We start from the raw sequence: 15,164 nt of genomic DNA, 5'->3' as shown, positions 1-15,164 counted from the left end.
CGGTGAACTGAATCTTTTTGACGACAACCTAACGCCGCGGCGTAACAGCGATAAACTGATGGAGGTATCTGGGAAAAGGGTAAAGGAACGCTCTGCTTTGCCGGACAAGGGATACAGCAACCGTGGGCGATGAAGAGAGACATGCTTTCACCACGTTATACAACGATTTGCTACGAGTAGTTTGATAGCCAAACCGAAAACAAGGAGTTCATTCCACTCAACCGAACTTATCCATAGTCTATATTTTGACCTTTACAGACGATCAAACAAAAATTATAGATTCCTGAACATATAGTCATATAAATAACAAGGTTATAAAGGTCGTGATTTCTACAACACAGGACCTCTGGATATGATGGATAAACTATACCAATATGTTTCAACGAAAGAAAACGTGGGAATAAATCTTTGTCGCATTTCTATTGCCATTGTATTTATGTGGATAGGATTGTTGAAGTTCATTCCCTATGAAGCAGATAGCATCGTTCCTTTTGTAGCTAATAGCCCATTTATGTCTTTCTTTTATAACGATCCGAGTAATTATACTCAGTTTATGAACCATGAGGGCGAATTAATAGAGGCTAACCGCGCATGGCATCATGCGAATAATACTTATGGGTACTCTACCGGACTTGGTATTGTTGAAGTCATTTTTTCATTATTAATCCTTGCTCATTATGTGTCACCAAAAATCGGCTTTTGGGGGGCAACACTTGCCTTCTTAACTCCTTTTGTCACTCTGACATTCCTGATATTTACACCAGAAACATGGGTAAGTGGCCAGGATTCTCACACCGGGTTTCCCTATCTTTCTGGCGCCGGGCGACTGGTCTTAAAAGACACGATAATGATGGCTGCGGGTCTTATTGCGATGGTGCATTCTGCCAAGTGTATCCTTGCACAGAATCAGCACGAGAGAGATTATACTGGCAAAGTATCCGCTGGTCTTAGATAGCTTTCCAGACTATCGTTAAATTAAGGATGTTGTGATGCTTCGGTCTCTAAAAAATATATTTATTACAGCTGCATTGTATCTGCTTATGACGGTAACCAGTCATGCTGCCAACACCGGGAATACTATGATCAAAACGTATAGTACTTATAATTACCAGCAGACCAGAGAGCATCTCATTGCTGCCATTGAGAGTAATAATCTTGTTTTTTTTGGAGAATTTGATCATGCGAAAGAGGCTAAAAATGCTGGACTAACCATGTTACCCACAACCGTCATTATTTTTGGCAATCCTAAAGGTGGCACATCATTAATGCAGGCATATCCTGATATGGCGCTCGACCTTCCCTTTAGAGTATTGATTCGGGAAGAGTCGGATGGACGTGTAGTAGTTGGATATCACCCGGTTGAGATATTACAGACTTATGGACCAGATACTGCGGCAATTCAACCCTTAAAAAATCTGGAAAAATTAGTTCAGAAAGCCATTCAGTGACCTGGCGACCAGGGCTCATCTGACGAGGCCTGGTCGTCACCCCCTCATTAAATAGCTGTTAGTTTTTTACAATTACATAAAAATTCTGATAGTATACCCCCCTATAGTATATGGAGGGCGTATACCGCATTCACCCGAAGATAAAAAACGCATTCTCACTCGTGTACGCCGTATTCGCGGTCAGGTTGATGCGCTTGAGCGCGCACTGGAATCTGGCGAACCATGCCTGTCGATCCTGCAACAAATTGCCGCCGTACGCGGCGCATCCAATGGTCTGATGGGCGAAATGGTTGAGATCCACCTGAAAGATGAACTGGTCAGTGGGGAGACAACACCAGACCAGCGAGCTGTGCGCATGGCTGAGATCGGCCATCTTCTGCGTGCTTATCTAAAATAACACCATCACCTTGCAATAATGGGAAGAGACAAATGAAATCACGTGCAGCAGTTGCATTTGGCCCCGGCCAACCGTTAAAAATTGTTGAAATCGACGTCGCACCACCAAAGAAAGGTGAAGTGCTGGTTAAAATTACCCACACCGGCGTGTGCCATACTGATGCTTTTACCCTCTCAGGCGACGATCCGGAAGGCGTGTTCCCGGCGGTACTGGGCCATGAAGGCGGCGGCATTGTGGTTGAAGTGGGGGAAGGCGTCACCAGCCTGAAACCGGGCGATCATGTGATCCCGCTGTACACCGCAGAGTGCGGCGAGTGCAAGTTCTGTAAATCGGGTAAAACTAACTTGTGTCAGGCCGTGCGGGCGACACAGGGCAAAGGTCTGATGCCTGATGGCACAACGCGCTTCTCGTATAACGGCGAGCCGATTTATCACTATATGGGCACCAGTACCTTCAGCGAATATACCGTTTGCGCAGAGATCTCGCTGGCGAAGGTTAACCCGCAGGCTCCGCTGGATAAAGTGTGTCTGCTGGGATGTGGCGTGACCACCGGTATCGGAGCGGTCCATAACACCGCGAAAGTGAAGGAAGGCGATACCGTAGCCGTATTTGGTCTGGGCGGTATTGGCCTGGCGGTAATTCAGGGCGCGGTGCAGGCAAAAGCCGGGCGTATTTTGGCTGTTGATACCAATCCGGAGAAATTCAAATTGGCTGGTGAAATGGGCGCGACCGATTTCATCAATCCGAACGATTACGATAAGCCGGTACAGGACGTGATTGTTGAGCTCACCGACGGTGGCGTGGACTTTAGCTTTGAGTGTATCGGCAACGTTAACGTGATGCGTGCGGCGCTGGAGTGTTGCCATAAAGGGTGGGGCGAAAGCATCATCATTGGCGTGGCGGGTGCCGGTCAGGAGATCAAAACACGTCCGTTCCAGTTAGTAACCGGTCGCGTGTGGCGTGGTTCCGCGTTTGGCGGCGTAAAAGGGCGCACTCAGTTGCCGGGTATGGTCGAAGAAGCAATGAGCGGAAAAATTCAGTTAGATCCGTTTATTACGCATCGCCTGCCTCTGGAGCAGATTAACGAAGCGTTCGATTTAATGCATCAGGGTAAATCCATCCGTACCGTTATCCATTTTGGTGATAACTGATTCATTGGCCAGCGGATTTCACCGCTGGCACTTTCCTGAATTTTTTAGAATTATGTTGTGAAAGTGTGACGAATCCGGCGCTTTTCACGGTAAGTAAACTTCCCGGATTGCCGATGACTATCTAACGGGCGTGTTTTCACGCATAAACCCTACAAGAGAGTCGACGGTCATGGACAACACTACATCGATGCAAGCCCTGCATAAACTGGGCTTTCTGCATCAAATCCGGCTGGTTCCGCTGTTTTCCTCCATTCTCGGTGGCATCCTTCTGCTATTCGCCTTAAGTTCCGGGCTGGCAGGTTATTTTCTTATGCAGGCCGATCGCGATCAGCGCGATGTAACCGATGAGATTCAGGTCCGGATGGGGTTATCTAACAGCTCTAACCACTTACGCACCGCGCGCATCAACATGATCCATGCTGGTGCGGCGAGCCGTATTGCTGAAATGGATGATATGAAGGCCAATATTGCCGAGGCAGAAAAACGTATTAAGCAATCGCAGGACGGTTTTAATACTTATATGGCTCGTGCGGTGAAAACTACTGCCGGAGAGGCGTTAGACTCAGAACTGAGTGCCAATTTCAAAGCCTATATCGATGGCTTACAGCCTATGCTCAAGTACGCTAAAAACGGCATGTTCGAAGCAATCATCAACCATGAAAATGAACAGGCCAGACCGCTGGACTCTGCTTACAACAAGGTATTGTTAAAGGCGATCGATATTCGTACCGCCAGGGCGAATCAGTTAAGCGAACAGGCGCACCAACGTACACAGCTTGGCATGGCCTTTATGCTGGGGGCATTCGTACTTGCGCTGGCACTGACCGTGATGACGTTTATTGTTCTGCGCCGTACCGTTATTCATCCTCTGTTACGTGCGGCCCAGCGCATTGAGCAAATTTCAGAAGGGGACCTGACGATGCCAGAGGAACCAACCGGGCGCAGCGAAATTGGGCGCCTGAGCCGTCATCTGCAGACAATGCAACGGTCGCTGGCGAAAACAGTGGGTACGGTACGTCAGGGCGCGGAAGAAATCTACCGCGGTACCAGTGAGATTTCGGCGGGTAATACCGATCTGTCTTCACGTACCGAACAACAGGCCGCGGCGATTGAACAAACGGCGGCCAGCATGGAAGAGCTGACGGCTACGGTGAAGCAAAACGCCGACAACGCGCATCATGCGAGTACGCTGGCGGAAGATGCGTCCGGCAAGGCCAGCCGGGGCGGGCAGATGGTCTCTGGTGTGGTGAAAACCATGGGCAATATCTCAACCAGCTCGAAGAAAATCTCTGAAATTACTGCCGTTATTAACAGCATTGCCTTCCAGACCAATATCCTGGCGCTGAACGCAGCGGTTGAGGCGGCGCGGGCAGGAGAGCAGGGGCGTGGGTTTGCAGTGGTGGCTAGTGAGGTGCGTACGCTGGCAAGCCGCAGCGCTCAGGCGGCAAAAGAGATAGAAGGATTGATCAGCGAATCTGTCCGATTGATTGACCAGGGCTCTGGAGAAGTGGTCGCAGCGGGCAATACGATGACGGATATTGTCGATGCGGTAAAACGCGTGACCGACATTATGCTGGAAATTGCGGCGGCCTCTGATGAACAAAGCCGGGGCATCGTCCAGGTAAGCCAGGCGATTTCAGAGATGGATAAGGTCACACAGCAAAACGCCTCATTGGTTGAAGAAGCATCGGCTGCTGCGGCCTCTCTTGAAGAGCAGGCCGCACGCTTAACGGAAGCCGTCGGCACATTCCGTTTAACCGGGACAAGCGCAATTAGACGCGTTACACCTGCCGTTCATCCATCGGTTTCACTGCCAAAATCAAACACGGTAAATACGGATAACTGGGAAACATTCTGACAGGCCAGCCATCCGGTAATACGATCCTTTGTATTACCGGATTTAGTATCTATTTGTACGTGGCACTAATAGTTCCCGCTGCGGTGAACGCGCCAGGGGTGTAGTCATCGCAGGTACTGTTATTGCTGGCGGAGGTGCAGGTGAGTAACCCGGCCATGGTGATATCTTTCGCCGTTACGATGGAACCAAAGTCGATGGACACTGAAGAATTTGTGTCATTCGCCGACAGATATTGCCGGGACGATCCCTCGTAAGAAACCGCCACTCCCCGTCCGCCCGCTGCTGAGGTGCCAGTTGTGGTATTGGCGAGAATAGACAACCCGCTATTATCATAAGCCGCTTTGGTCGACGTCAATTTAAGGGTAACCCCTGAAGCATTAACGCAGTTGCTATTTTTCAAGGTGAAGGTTTTTCGTGGTTTGTCATTACCCACATCGCCAAAGTCGATGGTGGTGGGGGATACGGATAAATTACAGGTTGGCGTGGCGAATTTTACGGTGAATGAAGATGCGTTTACTGTAGCGATAATCTGTTGACTACTTACATCTTCATCCCCTGCTTTAAACCTGCCTACTTCACCATTTATAACAGGATGCGCTTCACCATTACCTATTGAGGAAACCACCCCACGTTGCCAAACTTCGATGTATAATCCAACAGGAAAATCTCTATCTGCAGCATTATCGATCTCACGTGTCCAACTCGTATTAGACGGAATATAAGCTGTATAAATAGCATTAATAGAATTAGCTATGTAAATGTTATAATATATTCCAGGTATGCTCGTTGGAAAAAAAACTCTGCTGTAGCTATATTTTGTACTGCCGCTGGTACTGGTATAACTATCGGATTGAGTACCGCTTGTTGCTGTGGATCTTCCATAAAAATCAGAACCATCATTACCGGTACCACAGTTTAAGTAACCATACTTGCCCGCGCTGAGCGTCCCCAATAGCACGGGTGTTGTACTGGATGGGTTGTAACTATTCACGACTAACGTTCCTGCGCTTATCGTGCTGGTATTAATGTCTTCAAAAATACACTCCTTAGCATGCACCTGATATGAATAAATTCCGCTCAGCAGCAATGTCATAAAAGAAATTGATCGTGAAATCATCGAACTCATATTAACCTGCCGTTTATCCATTATTTGTAGCTCACGCTGATTTGCACCTGACTTAATACGCCACCTGGAGTGACCATTTTTGCTGAATCCACTTTTTGAAAACGAGCCGAAAGGGTGATATCAGAATAGGTGGTGGTTGAACCTTTATAGTTAACAATATTGACGGCAGAGGTATTGTCTTTATTAAGCACATTAATAGCAACTGGACTTGTTCTCCCCTCAAAGACCACAACGCCCACGTTTCCAGCTGCAGTCATCGGACCGGTATATTCATTCGGGAATATCTGATTGCCGGTGAGTTGCGCTTTTTGCGGCTTAAAGCTCAACACCAGCGTTTTGGCGAGAGAGCCTGAATCACAGCGGAAGCTAATCTTCAGGGGCTGTGTGGGGACGTTACCCTTCGTTGTTGCTGATAAATTCGCCCATGCGCCGCCAGCGGCGAATTCACTCGCCTCCACATCGCCTAAATCAACGTCGGAGGCGGTGATGTCACAGCTACCAGTAACCAACTCCGCCTTAACCGTTAATACATTTGTATTGGTACTGTTCGCGGCCCATAGCGGCGTGGATATCAGCAATAAGGCTATTGGTATAAATTTCATGGTGGCTCCTACTGATAGGTGGTGGTGAACGTCAACGAACCGTTGAAGGTGCCACTTGTCGCGGTGGTTGAGTAAGACGTTGGACGCAGAGATAAAACCAGGTTCAGGGCCTTATTGGTGCGCTCAGTTGAGGTCCAGTCAAACGGCGTACTGCTATTGAGAACTAACAGAGAATTTGGGGAGCCAGAACGATACAAAACTGCTGCGGCCCCGTTATTCCCACCATAGAGTTCGGTTGGATAGCCGTTGTACCACGAAGAGGCTTTAATACCCGTTTTCATCCAGGTAACCGTCTGGTTTGTACTGGATCCGATCGTGCAGTTGCTGTACTGCAACGAAAAATCTTTCAGCGTATTAGCGCCCTGAGCTTCCAGTTCTGCGCGGGTTAATACACCAAAATCAATGGTCTGGTTCACCGCTTTGCTTGAACCAACAACAATATTGACGGTGCAGGTCATAGCAAGCAAATTGGCTTTAAAGTTAACCACGACATCTGCCGCAAAGAGATGTGGGCTGCATAATAGAAAAGAAACAAGCATTACCTGGCGCATAAGCTATTTCCCGGCTCCTGGCATCTGGCAAATTAACGTCTCCAGACGAATTGATTTTCCGATCATCGCGGGCGCGTCAGGGATCTGGTAGGTCACATCGCAGTAGCTTGCGGCGTCGCTCCCCCAAATAACCTTCAGGCTGCCACGTTGTTCGATCCCGCGTAAAAAGGCGCGGCCCGCCTGACCCATTGCGCCAACGGATTCTCCCTGTTCATTGAGAATGTTCGCGCCCAATGGAATGAAACTGTTATCGCTACGTCTGAGCGTGACAAACACCGATTGACCTTGCTGGGTGGCGAAAGTGACTTTCACCACGGCACCATCGCGCGGAACCACTGCGGCGGAGGTGTTTTTCACTTCGACGTCTGCCTTGATGGTGCTGAGATCCAGCCCGACGGTATTCTCGGCATAAGGCGAAAGACTGGTGGCAACTGCATATCCGGCACTGTCAATTTCACCATACCCATTGGTGGTGGTCGCGCCATCTGCACCTTGCGCTTCAATAAGGGCTATGGCGCTTTGTGCGTTGACATTACCCGGTAACAGCGTCAATCCACCGCTGTGTAACAGCACACCGCCGTTATTGTTTAGGGAATACTGCTGGTTATGATTTTTATCGACTGTAGCGGAAACGCTGGTCGCTCCATGCGCGCCGTTATAGGTGGAATATCCGCTGACGGAATAGGTGTCTTCTCCCTGGCTGGCCTGGTTAGCGGTAGTACTGAGGCTGTAGTTCCATTTATTGTTGCTACTGTTACCACTGGCCGTACTGGTGAAACCATTGTTGCCGCTAAAGTCGCTATTGGCGCTGAGGTTCAGACTGGAGAATGCTGGTTGATCGTTTTGAGCGTTGCTACCAAAAGGAATACTCAACCCAACGTACAGGCTGTCATCTTCATCACCCCATTCGTTATAACTACGCTGCAGCGAGATATTCCACGAGATGGTGCGGAAAGTATTGCTGTAGCCCAGCGAATACTGAGACGTTTTGTCTGAGCTACCCCAATAACTCGTCCAGGTGCCGCTGAGATAGAATGAGCCGTAATCCTCTCCGTTGAGGACAATAGGTTGATTGACGTTAGCCTGAAGCTCATTTTTGGAATGACTGTAGCTGTTGCGATACGCATCGTTACGGTTAGTATCGTGATCGTCGCTATAACTATCGATGCTATTTTGCAAAGAGATGACGTCATTAAGCGAGAGGTAATCTTTGGTGCTGTATCGATAGGCGCTAAAGCTGAAATTGGTCTGTGTTGCGTCCAGCACATTACTGTAGCTTACACGGTAACTCTGCCCCTGCAGAGCGCCAATATCTTCAAGTGAAGCGCGAGAGTGGATAACATCGACTGCGATAGCACCAAGACGCGTATTCATCGCCAGACCCAGCATCCCCGCCAGATAGTCTTCTTCCATTGACTGTATGCCGCCATACAGCGTGAAAATATCGCTCAGTCCATAATTACCGTTCGTGGTGAGCACCCATGGGGAGTCGCTGTTGTCATTGTTGTCTAATGTCCCAACGGCAAAATCCCAGTCAACTTCACCCTTGGTCATTAACTGAGCAACAGAGGCATACGGTACGGTGAATAACCGTTTTGACCCATCAGCTTCTTCCACGGTAACGTCGAGGTCAGCGCCGTTGATTGCCACATAATAATCCTTCAGAGCAAAAGGACCTGGGGGAACGGTGGTTTCATAGATGATGCGCGACTGCTGTCGTACGGTAATTTTGGCATTACTGTTGGCCACGCCGTTGATGACGGGAACGTAGCGACCATCATGCGGATCCATGCGTTTGTCGTTATACAGATGTATGCCTTTAATGCCGATACTATCCAGTACTTCGCTGCGAGAGGTGACCTGGCCCAGTTCCATTTGTGCCCGCATAGGGGGTAAATCCCGTGCTAAATAGAGATCGTAGTTGTCCCAGGTTGCACTATCGTCTTTTGTCCAGTTCAGCGCACCGCTGGAGCGTAACCGCCATGCTCCAAGGTTGAGACCATAGCCGAGCCCCAGATAACCACTGTCAGAGGCGCTACCGTCATTTTCACTGTGATAACCGCTGAAGCTCCAGTTCAGTATTGCAGCAGGAATACCGGCATCCCAGCGTGCGGGGTTGACATAACCCGCAGGGTGGCTGACGAGAAACAGTTGCGGAATTGTGAGCATCAGGATCTGTGAATTAGGATCGTAACTCACGCTGGATGAGGGGTAATAATCCGCCAGGATATAGCATTGCGATTCACCTTCGTCCGCATCTGCCGTGGGGAGTTTGCTTACATCAACGTTTGCTTCATCGAGCACCTCACGAGTCAGGCAGGGAGACGCGTTCGGGGTGTGGTTGTCAATAAACTGGATCTTTGCAGTTTGCTGTTGCTCACCGTTAATCCAAACTGAGACGGTATATATACCGGGTTTCACCGGGTTGCCGCGTGCATATTGTGACACGTCGATTGCCGATTTTTTACCTGCATTGCTGAAGATAAAGTCATCGTTGAATTCAATGTAATTATCGTCAGCAAAACCTGTCTGACAAATAGCCAATAATACCCATACTGAGGTCGCTAACCGGTGTTTTGACATTGACATAGAGCAATCCTTGCACGCGTTTTTTATTTATCCGTTACGTCAACGTTAGCCCCGTAATCATTGACTGCTGTCCATGAAACGGATTCTAGCCGGGGAGTGGTGAGCGTTTTCACTTCATAGCTGGCGCTGGAAAAAGGGGCGACCATGTCGGGCTCAATTTTGTATTTTTTCCCCCCGGAAGTGATGTTAGCGCCAACAAGCGAAACAAAATAAGGAGAGTCATTTTTCGCCGTCGCCCAAATTTGTTTACCTTGGTTTGCAAGGCTCCATTTCAGATGTTGGATTGCGTCATCCGCCGAACCAGGAAGGGATGCGGGGCGATAAAAAACCTTGATGCGGGTTTTCAGCGCTATCTGCAGCTGATTTGATTTAGCGGCATCTTTATTTTTTCCGGGGATTTCAAGTGCATTAAACCAATACACGCTTTCACGATCGGTGGGTAACGGTTGCCCGTCCCAGTTTAAGCGTACGGTCAGTCCCTGTTTAGGATCGACCCGACTGACTGGGGGGGAGGCGATAAAAGGAACGTTTAAGGTTTGCGGATCAACATCTTCATGACCATCGTCTAACCAGGACTGGACTAATAAAGGTTGTTGCCCCTGATTAACCATTTTAATTAGTGCCTCCTTCGCGTCGGAAGGGTAAATTACACGGGTAGCGTTAATCACTATGCTGGCGACTGACGAATAGCTAAAAGAGATAGCGGCAGAAAATATAATTAATCTGAATGTATTTTGTGGAATCATATCATTTGTGTCTTGGTTAAATAGCTGCAACCTTGAATTAAAGTTGCAGCAGAGTTATTAACTAATGTTGATCTTATACAGTTTGTTAGGGGTAGGTTGTTACAAAGGTGGTATTCGCTTTCACTACACCAACAGTCGGCGTACCAGAACCTGAGTAGATATAACCGACGGTATAATTAAATACTGCACCGTTGGTGGTATCGTAAGTGGCTTCAGATTGCGGTGTGGCTGATGTAAAATCGATAATGGTACTGGTTGCGGTATCTTCTACCTGGAAACCCGCATCTTTATCTCCTGCGGCAGCGTTTAACAATGCTTTGCTGGTGCTATTGTAATTACCGGTTGTTGAAAATTGCCCTTTTACTTTACCACCCGCTGGTTCAGTGGCGCAGTTTTTAACGGTGATCTGAAATTTGGTTTTCATCGCAGGACTACTGACAGCCGCTTGCATCGCAGGAACAGTGATATCTGGCAGTTTGACCTCTTTGGAAGCAGAAATACCATCAATACTGACATCACAGGTTGATGATGTAATATTTCCTGAAAAATCAATGTTTGCAGAATCAGAACCAGCCGCTTGGGCCTGAAAAGTAGCACCTGCGACCAGAAGCGCTACTGCGCTTAAACAATTAACAAATTTCACGTTATTTTCCTTAATAACAAATTAAATGGCGAAAACATTATATGTCGTGAGATTCTGACTGAATAGCGGGTGAAGCTGAGGTTAGTGTTTTTTAAGAATTTGTTTAGAGGTAATAGCTAATTATTTAATGTAATATGAAATTAACTTAATTGGATTGATTTTTTATTCTTCATTGAATTCCAAGAAGAAATTTTTAGATGTAAATTTGTGTCGGGGGTTTCGTCCGCCATTATTCGACAGAGATATCATCAATAATAAGTGTTGCTTAAATTGCTTTTAAGAAAAAATACGCTTTTAGCTGTGTTTTATGACGGTTTCACCGTCCATATATTGAACATTTACATGAATTGGGCCTGCAGGTACTAACAGGCCCAATCATCAATACGATTAAACAGGTACGGTTTTGCGTATTGCGGCGATAAGGATCTGCGCGGCCTGAGAGAGTTGCACATCGACACGAGTAAGAATCCCGATGGGTTCACCCGCCCCGTGGGTAGGTATCGGCAACGACACCAGCGTCGCCTGGCGTAAATCCTCTCTAACCGCACCTGAAGGGACAAACCATACATAGTCGTAATCAACCGTCAGTTGGCGGGAAAGCGATGCTGACAGTGTTTCAATGCAGCCAGGCGGCATTTTACAGCCCTGACTTTGCAACAATGCTTCTGCGTGCTGGCGAGGCGCGGTTCCTTTTGGCGAAACCACCACCGGCCACTCCATTACCCGACTTAACGTGATGGTTTCCTGCAACAACGGGTGGTTAGGGCGCACGACCAGTTTAAGTGATTCCAGAAACAACAATTCATAATTCAGACCGACCATCAATTCCGGATCGGCCATGCGGCCAATGCCAAGGTCGATTTCCCCGGATTTTAAACCTGCCAGAATCATCGGATTGCTCATGGTGGCGACTTGTAGCGTGGTCTCCATTTGCTGCTTGTGGAAAGGACCAATTACCGCAGGCAGAATGCCCAGTGCCGCGGTGGGTAAGGCCCCAATCCGTACGACATCAGTCTGCGATTCTTCGCGCTGATTTAACGCTTGCCCGGCAGTGTTGAGCGCATCCAGCACTCTTACCGCGTGGGTAAGAAACTGCTCTCCTGGCAGCGTTAACTGCGCGCCAAGGCGGCCACGCTCAAAGAGCCGGGTCCCGGTCAGTTGCTCCAGTTCATTTAGCGTTTTGGAGAGAGCCGGTTGACTCAGGTTAAGGGTCTCAGCCGCGCGCCCCAACGTTCCCTGCTGTGCAACGGCGACAAAAGTATGAAGATGGCGCAAGCGAATGCGCTGATTGAACAGAACATTTTTTTCCATAAGCGATGTTAAAAACAGAGCCGTATCGGTGACAAGTAAAGTTGTTTGTTTTTGATAACCTGATAGCAAAATATTATTAACATTTATCATATTTTACTTACAACTGATTTATTTTGCTTGTGTTTTGTACAGCGTTGCTGGGTGGTGGGATCATGGAAGGGAGTATGTTCAGTCGTTATACTTTGGTTATTGTTTACTTTTGAACGATTTCTCTTCACAAGGCACTGATGAATGATACATGTAATAGGGCACCTTAATCCCGATAGCGATGCCATCTGCACCGCCGCAATGACGGCTCGTTGGCTTAGCTTACGTGGCCAGCAGGCGACGGCATGGCGTTTGGGCGAGCCTAACCGCGAAACGCAGTTTATCTTTGAGCATGCGGGGGTGACGATGCCTGAACGGTTGACGTTTGAACTGACCGATCGTGACGTCTGGCTGGTCGATTTCACCGAGCCTGCCCAGGGGCCGGAATCGTTGACAGAAAGTAACGTGGTGGGAATTATCGATCATCACCGACTTGGTGGGTTAGTCACCCGTCTACCACCGGAAGTGTGGGTGAAGCCCGTCGGCAGTAGCGCAACCCTGCTGTGGCAACTGATGACGGAAGATGAACGCAACCAGTTATCTTCCGCTGAGGCTATTTTACTGCTCGGCGCCGTATTAAGTGACACTGTGACGCTTCGTTCACCAACGACCACCACTGACGATCGCCTGGTGGTTGATGCGCTGGCCCAAAAAACCGGAGTGGATCTTGACGCTTTCAGTCGCGACCTGCTGTCAGCCAAAACAAGCGTGGAAGGGATGAGCGCCCGCGAACTTTTGCAGAAAGACATTAAATCCTTCACCATCCATGGACATTCAGTCTGTGTAGCGCAGCTTGAACTGTATGCGCTGCAACAGGTGGATGCGGTGCTGGACGATCTCCGTCAGGAAATGGCGCGCTATGCAGAGGAAAAGAATGCTGCGTTGGTCGTGCTGATGCTCACCGACATCAACCTGGGTGACACCAGCCTGTGGTTTGCTGGAGCAGAACTTTCAGACATCCCGCAACCCTGCAAGGTAGAAGGTATGCTTAGCCGTAAAAAACAGATGCTCCCCTGGCTGGAAAGTCATTTGAAACCCCGTCAGTAGGTACTGTTCATCGTTTATATGGGTGGGAAGTTTACGCGGGGTCACACTTTGTAAATTCTTCCCACCGGAGTCAGCGGTGTTTTCTACACTCCAGGTAATATTCACTGGAGGCATGACATTATGGCGAACACCATCACGGCAGATGAGATTCGGGAACAATTTTCGCAGGCAATGTCAGCAATGTACCAGCAGGAAGTCCCGCAATACGGCACGTTGCTGGAACTTGTCGCTGATGTGAATCTGGCGGTACTGGAAAATAATCCGACGCTGCATGAAAAACTGGCGAATGCGGATGAACTTGCCCGGCTAAACGTTGAGCGCCATGGCGCTATTCGAGTGGGTACCGCGCAGGAGCTTTCTACGCTGCGCCGAATGTTTGCCGTTATGGGCATGTATCCGGTGAGTTATTACGATCTCTCCCAGGCAGGCGTCCCCGTACATTCCACAGCCTTTCGTCCCATCGACGATGCCTCGCTATCGCGCAACCCGTTTCGGGTATTCACCTCGTTATTACGGCTCGAACTAATCGAAAACGCCGCGCTGCGGCAAAAAGCCGCTGAGATCCTCGCGAAACGCGATATTTTCACTCGCCGTTGTCACGAGCTGCTGGATGAATTTGATGCGCAGGGCAGTTTTACATCTGAACAGGCGCAAGAGTTTGTGCATGAAGCGCTGGAAACATTCCGCTGGCATCAGCACGCCACGGTCGATGAAGAGACCTATCACGCATTGCATAACGAACACCGGCTGATTGCCGATGTAGTGTGTTTCCCCGGTTGCCATATCAACCACCTGACGCCGCGTACGCTGGATATCGACCGGGTGCAGTCGATGATGCCGGAATGCGGCATTGAACCGAAAATACTGATTGAAGGGCCGCCACGCCGCGAGGTGCCCATTTTATTACGTCAGACGAGTTTCAAAGCGCTGGAAGAACCGGTGTTGTTTGCCGGTGAAATGCGCGGCACTCACACGGCACGTTTCGGTGAAATCGAACAGCGCGGTGTGGCCCTGACGCCGAAAGGTAGAGCGTTATACGACGAATTGCTGAATAAAGCGGGAACGGGGAAAGACAATCTGACGCACCAGTTACATCTTCAGGAGGTGTTCAAGGCGTTCCCGGACAGTGAGTTTCTGCTGCGCCAGCAGGGACTCGCCTGGTTTCGTTATCGACTGACGCCATCAGGCGAAGCGCATCGCCAGGCAATCCGTCCGGATGACGACCCGCAACCGCTCATTGAGCGAGGGTGGCTGGTTGCGCAACCCATCACCTACGAAGATTTTTTACCGGTGAGCGCCGCAGGGATTTTCCAGTCCAATCTGGGGAATGAAACGCAGGCTCGCAGCCACGGGAATTCCAGCCGCGACGCGTTTGAACAGGCGCTGGGTTGCGCGGTTTATGACGAGTTTGCGCTGTATCAGGAGGCGCAAGAGCGAAGTAAACGTCGGTGTGGTTTACTTTAATGGAATTTACATGGGATTCGGTCTGTTCCCATCGACATAAAATATTTTCGATTTTGTACAGATAATCGGCGACCAACAATTGGATTATTAATGAATTTTGTCTAGAGTGAGCGGTCAGAAATGTGCACTCTCTTGCCGCTGATT

Annotated in this window: 14 protein-coding genes and 1 pseudogene; 8 read left to right on the top strand and 7 right to left on the bottom strand. The window is 49.0% G+C overall.

The features are described 5' to 3' along the window. Nucleotides 1–4: 4 nt before the first annotated feature. The 6 genes and pseudogenes from E6P06_RS15695 to E6P06_RS15670 all read left to right on the top strand — a co-directional run. Nucleotides 5–180, top strand: a pseudogene (locus E6P06_RS15695) (DUF4113 domain-containing protein); the annotation flags it as partial. 175 nt (nucleotides 181–355) lie between these two features. Continuing rightward, complete coding sequence (gene rclC / locus E6P06_RS15690; protein WP_032939118.1) at nucleotides 356–955, top strand: reactive chlorine resistance membrane protein RclC; 600 nt, start codon at nucleotides 356–358, stop codon at nucleotides 953–955. A gap of 34 nt (nucleotides 956–989) precedes the next feature. Further along, a complete protein-coding gene (locus E6P06_RS15685) occupies nucleotides 990–1,448 on the top strand; it encodes a DUF302 domain-containing protein (protein WP_008322331.1) in 459 nt (152 codons plus the stop codon). Nucleotides 1,449–1,569: 121 nt separating this feature from the next. Continuing rightward, a complete protein-coding gene (locus E6P06_RS15680) occupies nucleotides 1,570–1,845 on the top strand; it encodes a metal/formaldehyde-sensitive transcriptional repressor (RefSeq protein ID WP_003020296.1) in 276 nt (91 codons plus the stop codon). Nucleotides 1,846–1,877: 32 nt separating this feature from the next. Further along, nucleotides 1,878–2,996, top strand: coding sequence for an S-(hydroxymethyl)glutathione dehydrogenase/class III alcohol dehydrogenase (locus E6P06_RS15675; RefSeq protein WP_003020293.1), 1,119 nt, complete (start codon nucleotides 1,878–1,880; stop codon nucleotides 2,994–2,996). A 169-nt stretch (nucleotides 2,997–3,165) separates the two neighbouring features. Next, nucleotides 3,166–4,854, top strand: coding sequence for a methyl-accepting chemotaxis protein (locus tag E6P06_RS15670; protein ID WP_139935441.1), 1,689 nt, complete (start codon nucleotides 3,166–3,168; stop codon nucleotides 4,852–4,854). 49 nt (nucleotides 4,855–4,903) lie between these two features. On the opposite strand, the gene E6P06_RS15665 is transcribed toward E6P06_RS15670, so the two are convergent. The 7 genes from E6P06_RS15665 to pcaQ form a co-directional block, all read right to left on the bottom strand. Continuing rightward, nucleotides 4,904–5,980 (bottom strand): pilus assembly protein FimA, encoded by a 1,077-nt coding sequence (locus tag E6P06_RS15665; protein ID WP_233622598.1) that lies wholly within the window; start codon nucleotides 5,978–5,980, stop codon nucleotides 4,904–4,906. 20 nt (nucleotides 5,981–6,000) lie between these two features. Further along, nucleotides 6,001–6,582, bottom strand: a complete 582-nt coding sequence (locus E6P06_RS15660; RefSeq protein WP_139935439.1) for a fimbrial protein — start codon at nucleotides 6,580–6,582, stop codon at nucleotides 6,001–6,003. Nucleotides 6,583–6,590: 8 nt separating this feature from the next. After that, nucleotides 6,591–7,133 carry a fimbrial protein gene (locus tag E6P06_RS15655; RefSeq protein ID WP_003843747.1) on the bottom strand — a complete coding sequence of 181 codons (543 nt, stop codon included), beginning with the start codon at nucleotides 7,131–7,133 and terminating at the stop codon, nucleotides 6,591–6,593. Nucleotides 7,134–7,136: 3 nt separating this feature from the next. Then, nucleotides 7,137–9,722 (bottom strand): outer membrane usher protein, encoded by a 2,586-nt coding sequence (locus tag E6P06_RS15650; protein ID WP_139935438.1) that lies wholly within the window; start codon nucleotides 9,720–9,722, stop codon nucleotides 7,137–7,139. 23 nt (nucleotides 9,723–9,745) lie between these two features. Further along, entirely contained in the window at nucleotides 9,746–10,468 is a 723-nt protein-coding gene (locus tag E6P06_RS15645; RefSeq protein WP_032935666.1) for a fimbria/pilus periplasmic chaperone, read from the bottom strand. An 85-nt stretch (nucleotides 10,469–10,553) separates the two neighbouring features. Further along, a complete protein-coding gene (locus E6P06_RS15640) occupies nucleotides 10,554–11,111 on the bottom strand; it encodes a fimbrial protein (protein WP_003836101.1) in 558 nt (185 codons plus the stop codon). Nucleotides 11,112–11,498: 387 nt separating this feature from the next. Continuing rightward, nucleotides 11,499–12,422 carry a pca operon transcription factor PcaQ gene (gene pcaQ, locus E6P06_RS15635; protein ID WP_003843743.1) on the bottom strand — a complete coding sequence of 308 codons (924 nt, stop codon included), beginning with the start codon at nucleotides 12,420–12,422 and terminating at the stop codon, nucleotides 11,499–11,501. Between the two features lie 231 nt (nucleotides 12,423–12,653). Between pcaQ and E6P06_RS15630 the strand changes: the two genes are divergently transcribed. Next, nucleotides 12,654–13,556 carry a manganese-dependent inorganic pyrophosphatase gene (locus E6P06_RS15630; RefSeq protein WP_139935437.1) on the top strand — a complete coding sequence of 301 codons (903 nt, stop codon included), beginning with the start codon at nucleotides 12,654–12,656 and terminating at the stop codon, nucleotides 13,554–13,556. 120 nt (nucleotides 13,557–13,676) lie between these two features. Beyond that, entirely contained in the window at nucleotides 13,677–15,020 is a 1,344-nt protein-coding gene (locus E6P06_RS15625; RefSeq protein ID WP_003020282.1) for a VOC family protein, read from the top strand. The last annotated feature ends 144 nt before the right edge of the window (nucleotides 15,021–15,164 follow it).

The organism is Citrobacter sp. CF971 (genome assembly GCF_006385635.1).
GTDB lineage: Bacteria > Pseudomonadota > Gammaproteobacteria > Enterobacterales > Enterobacteriaceae > Citrobacter > Citrobacter freundii.
This window is presented reverse-complemented; position numbering and strand designations above follow the sequence as displayed.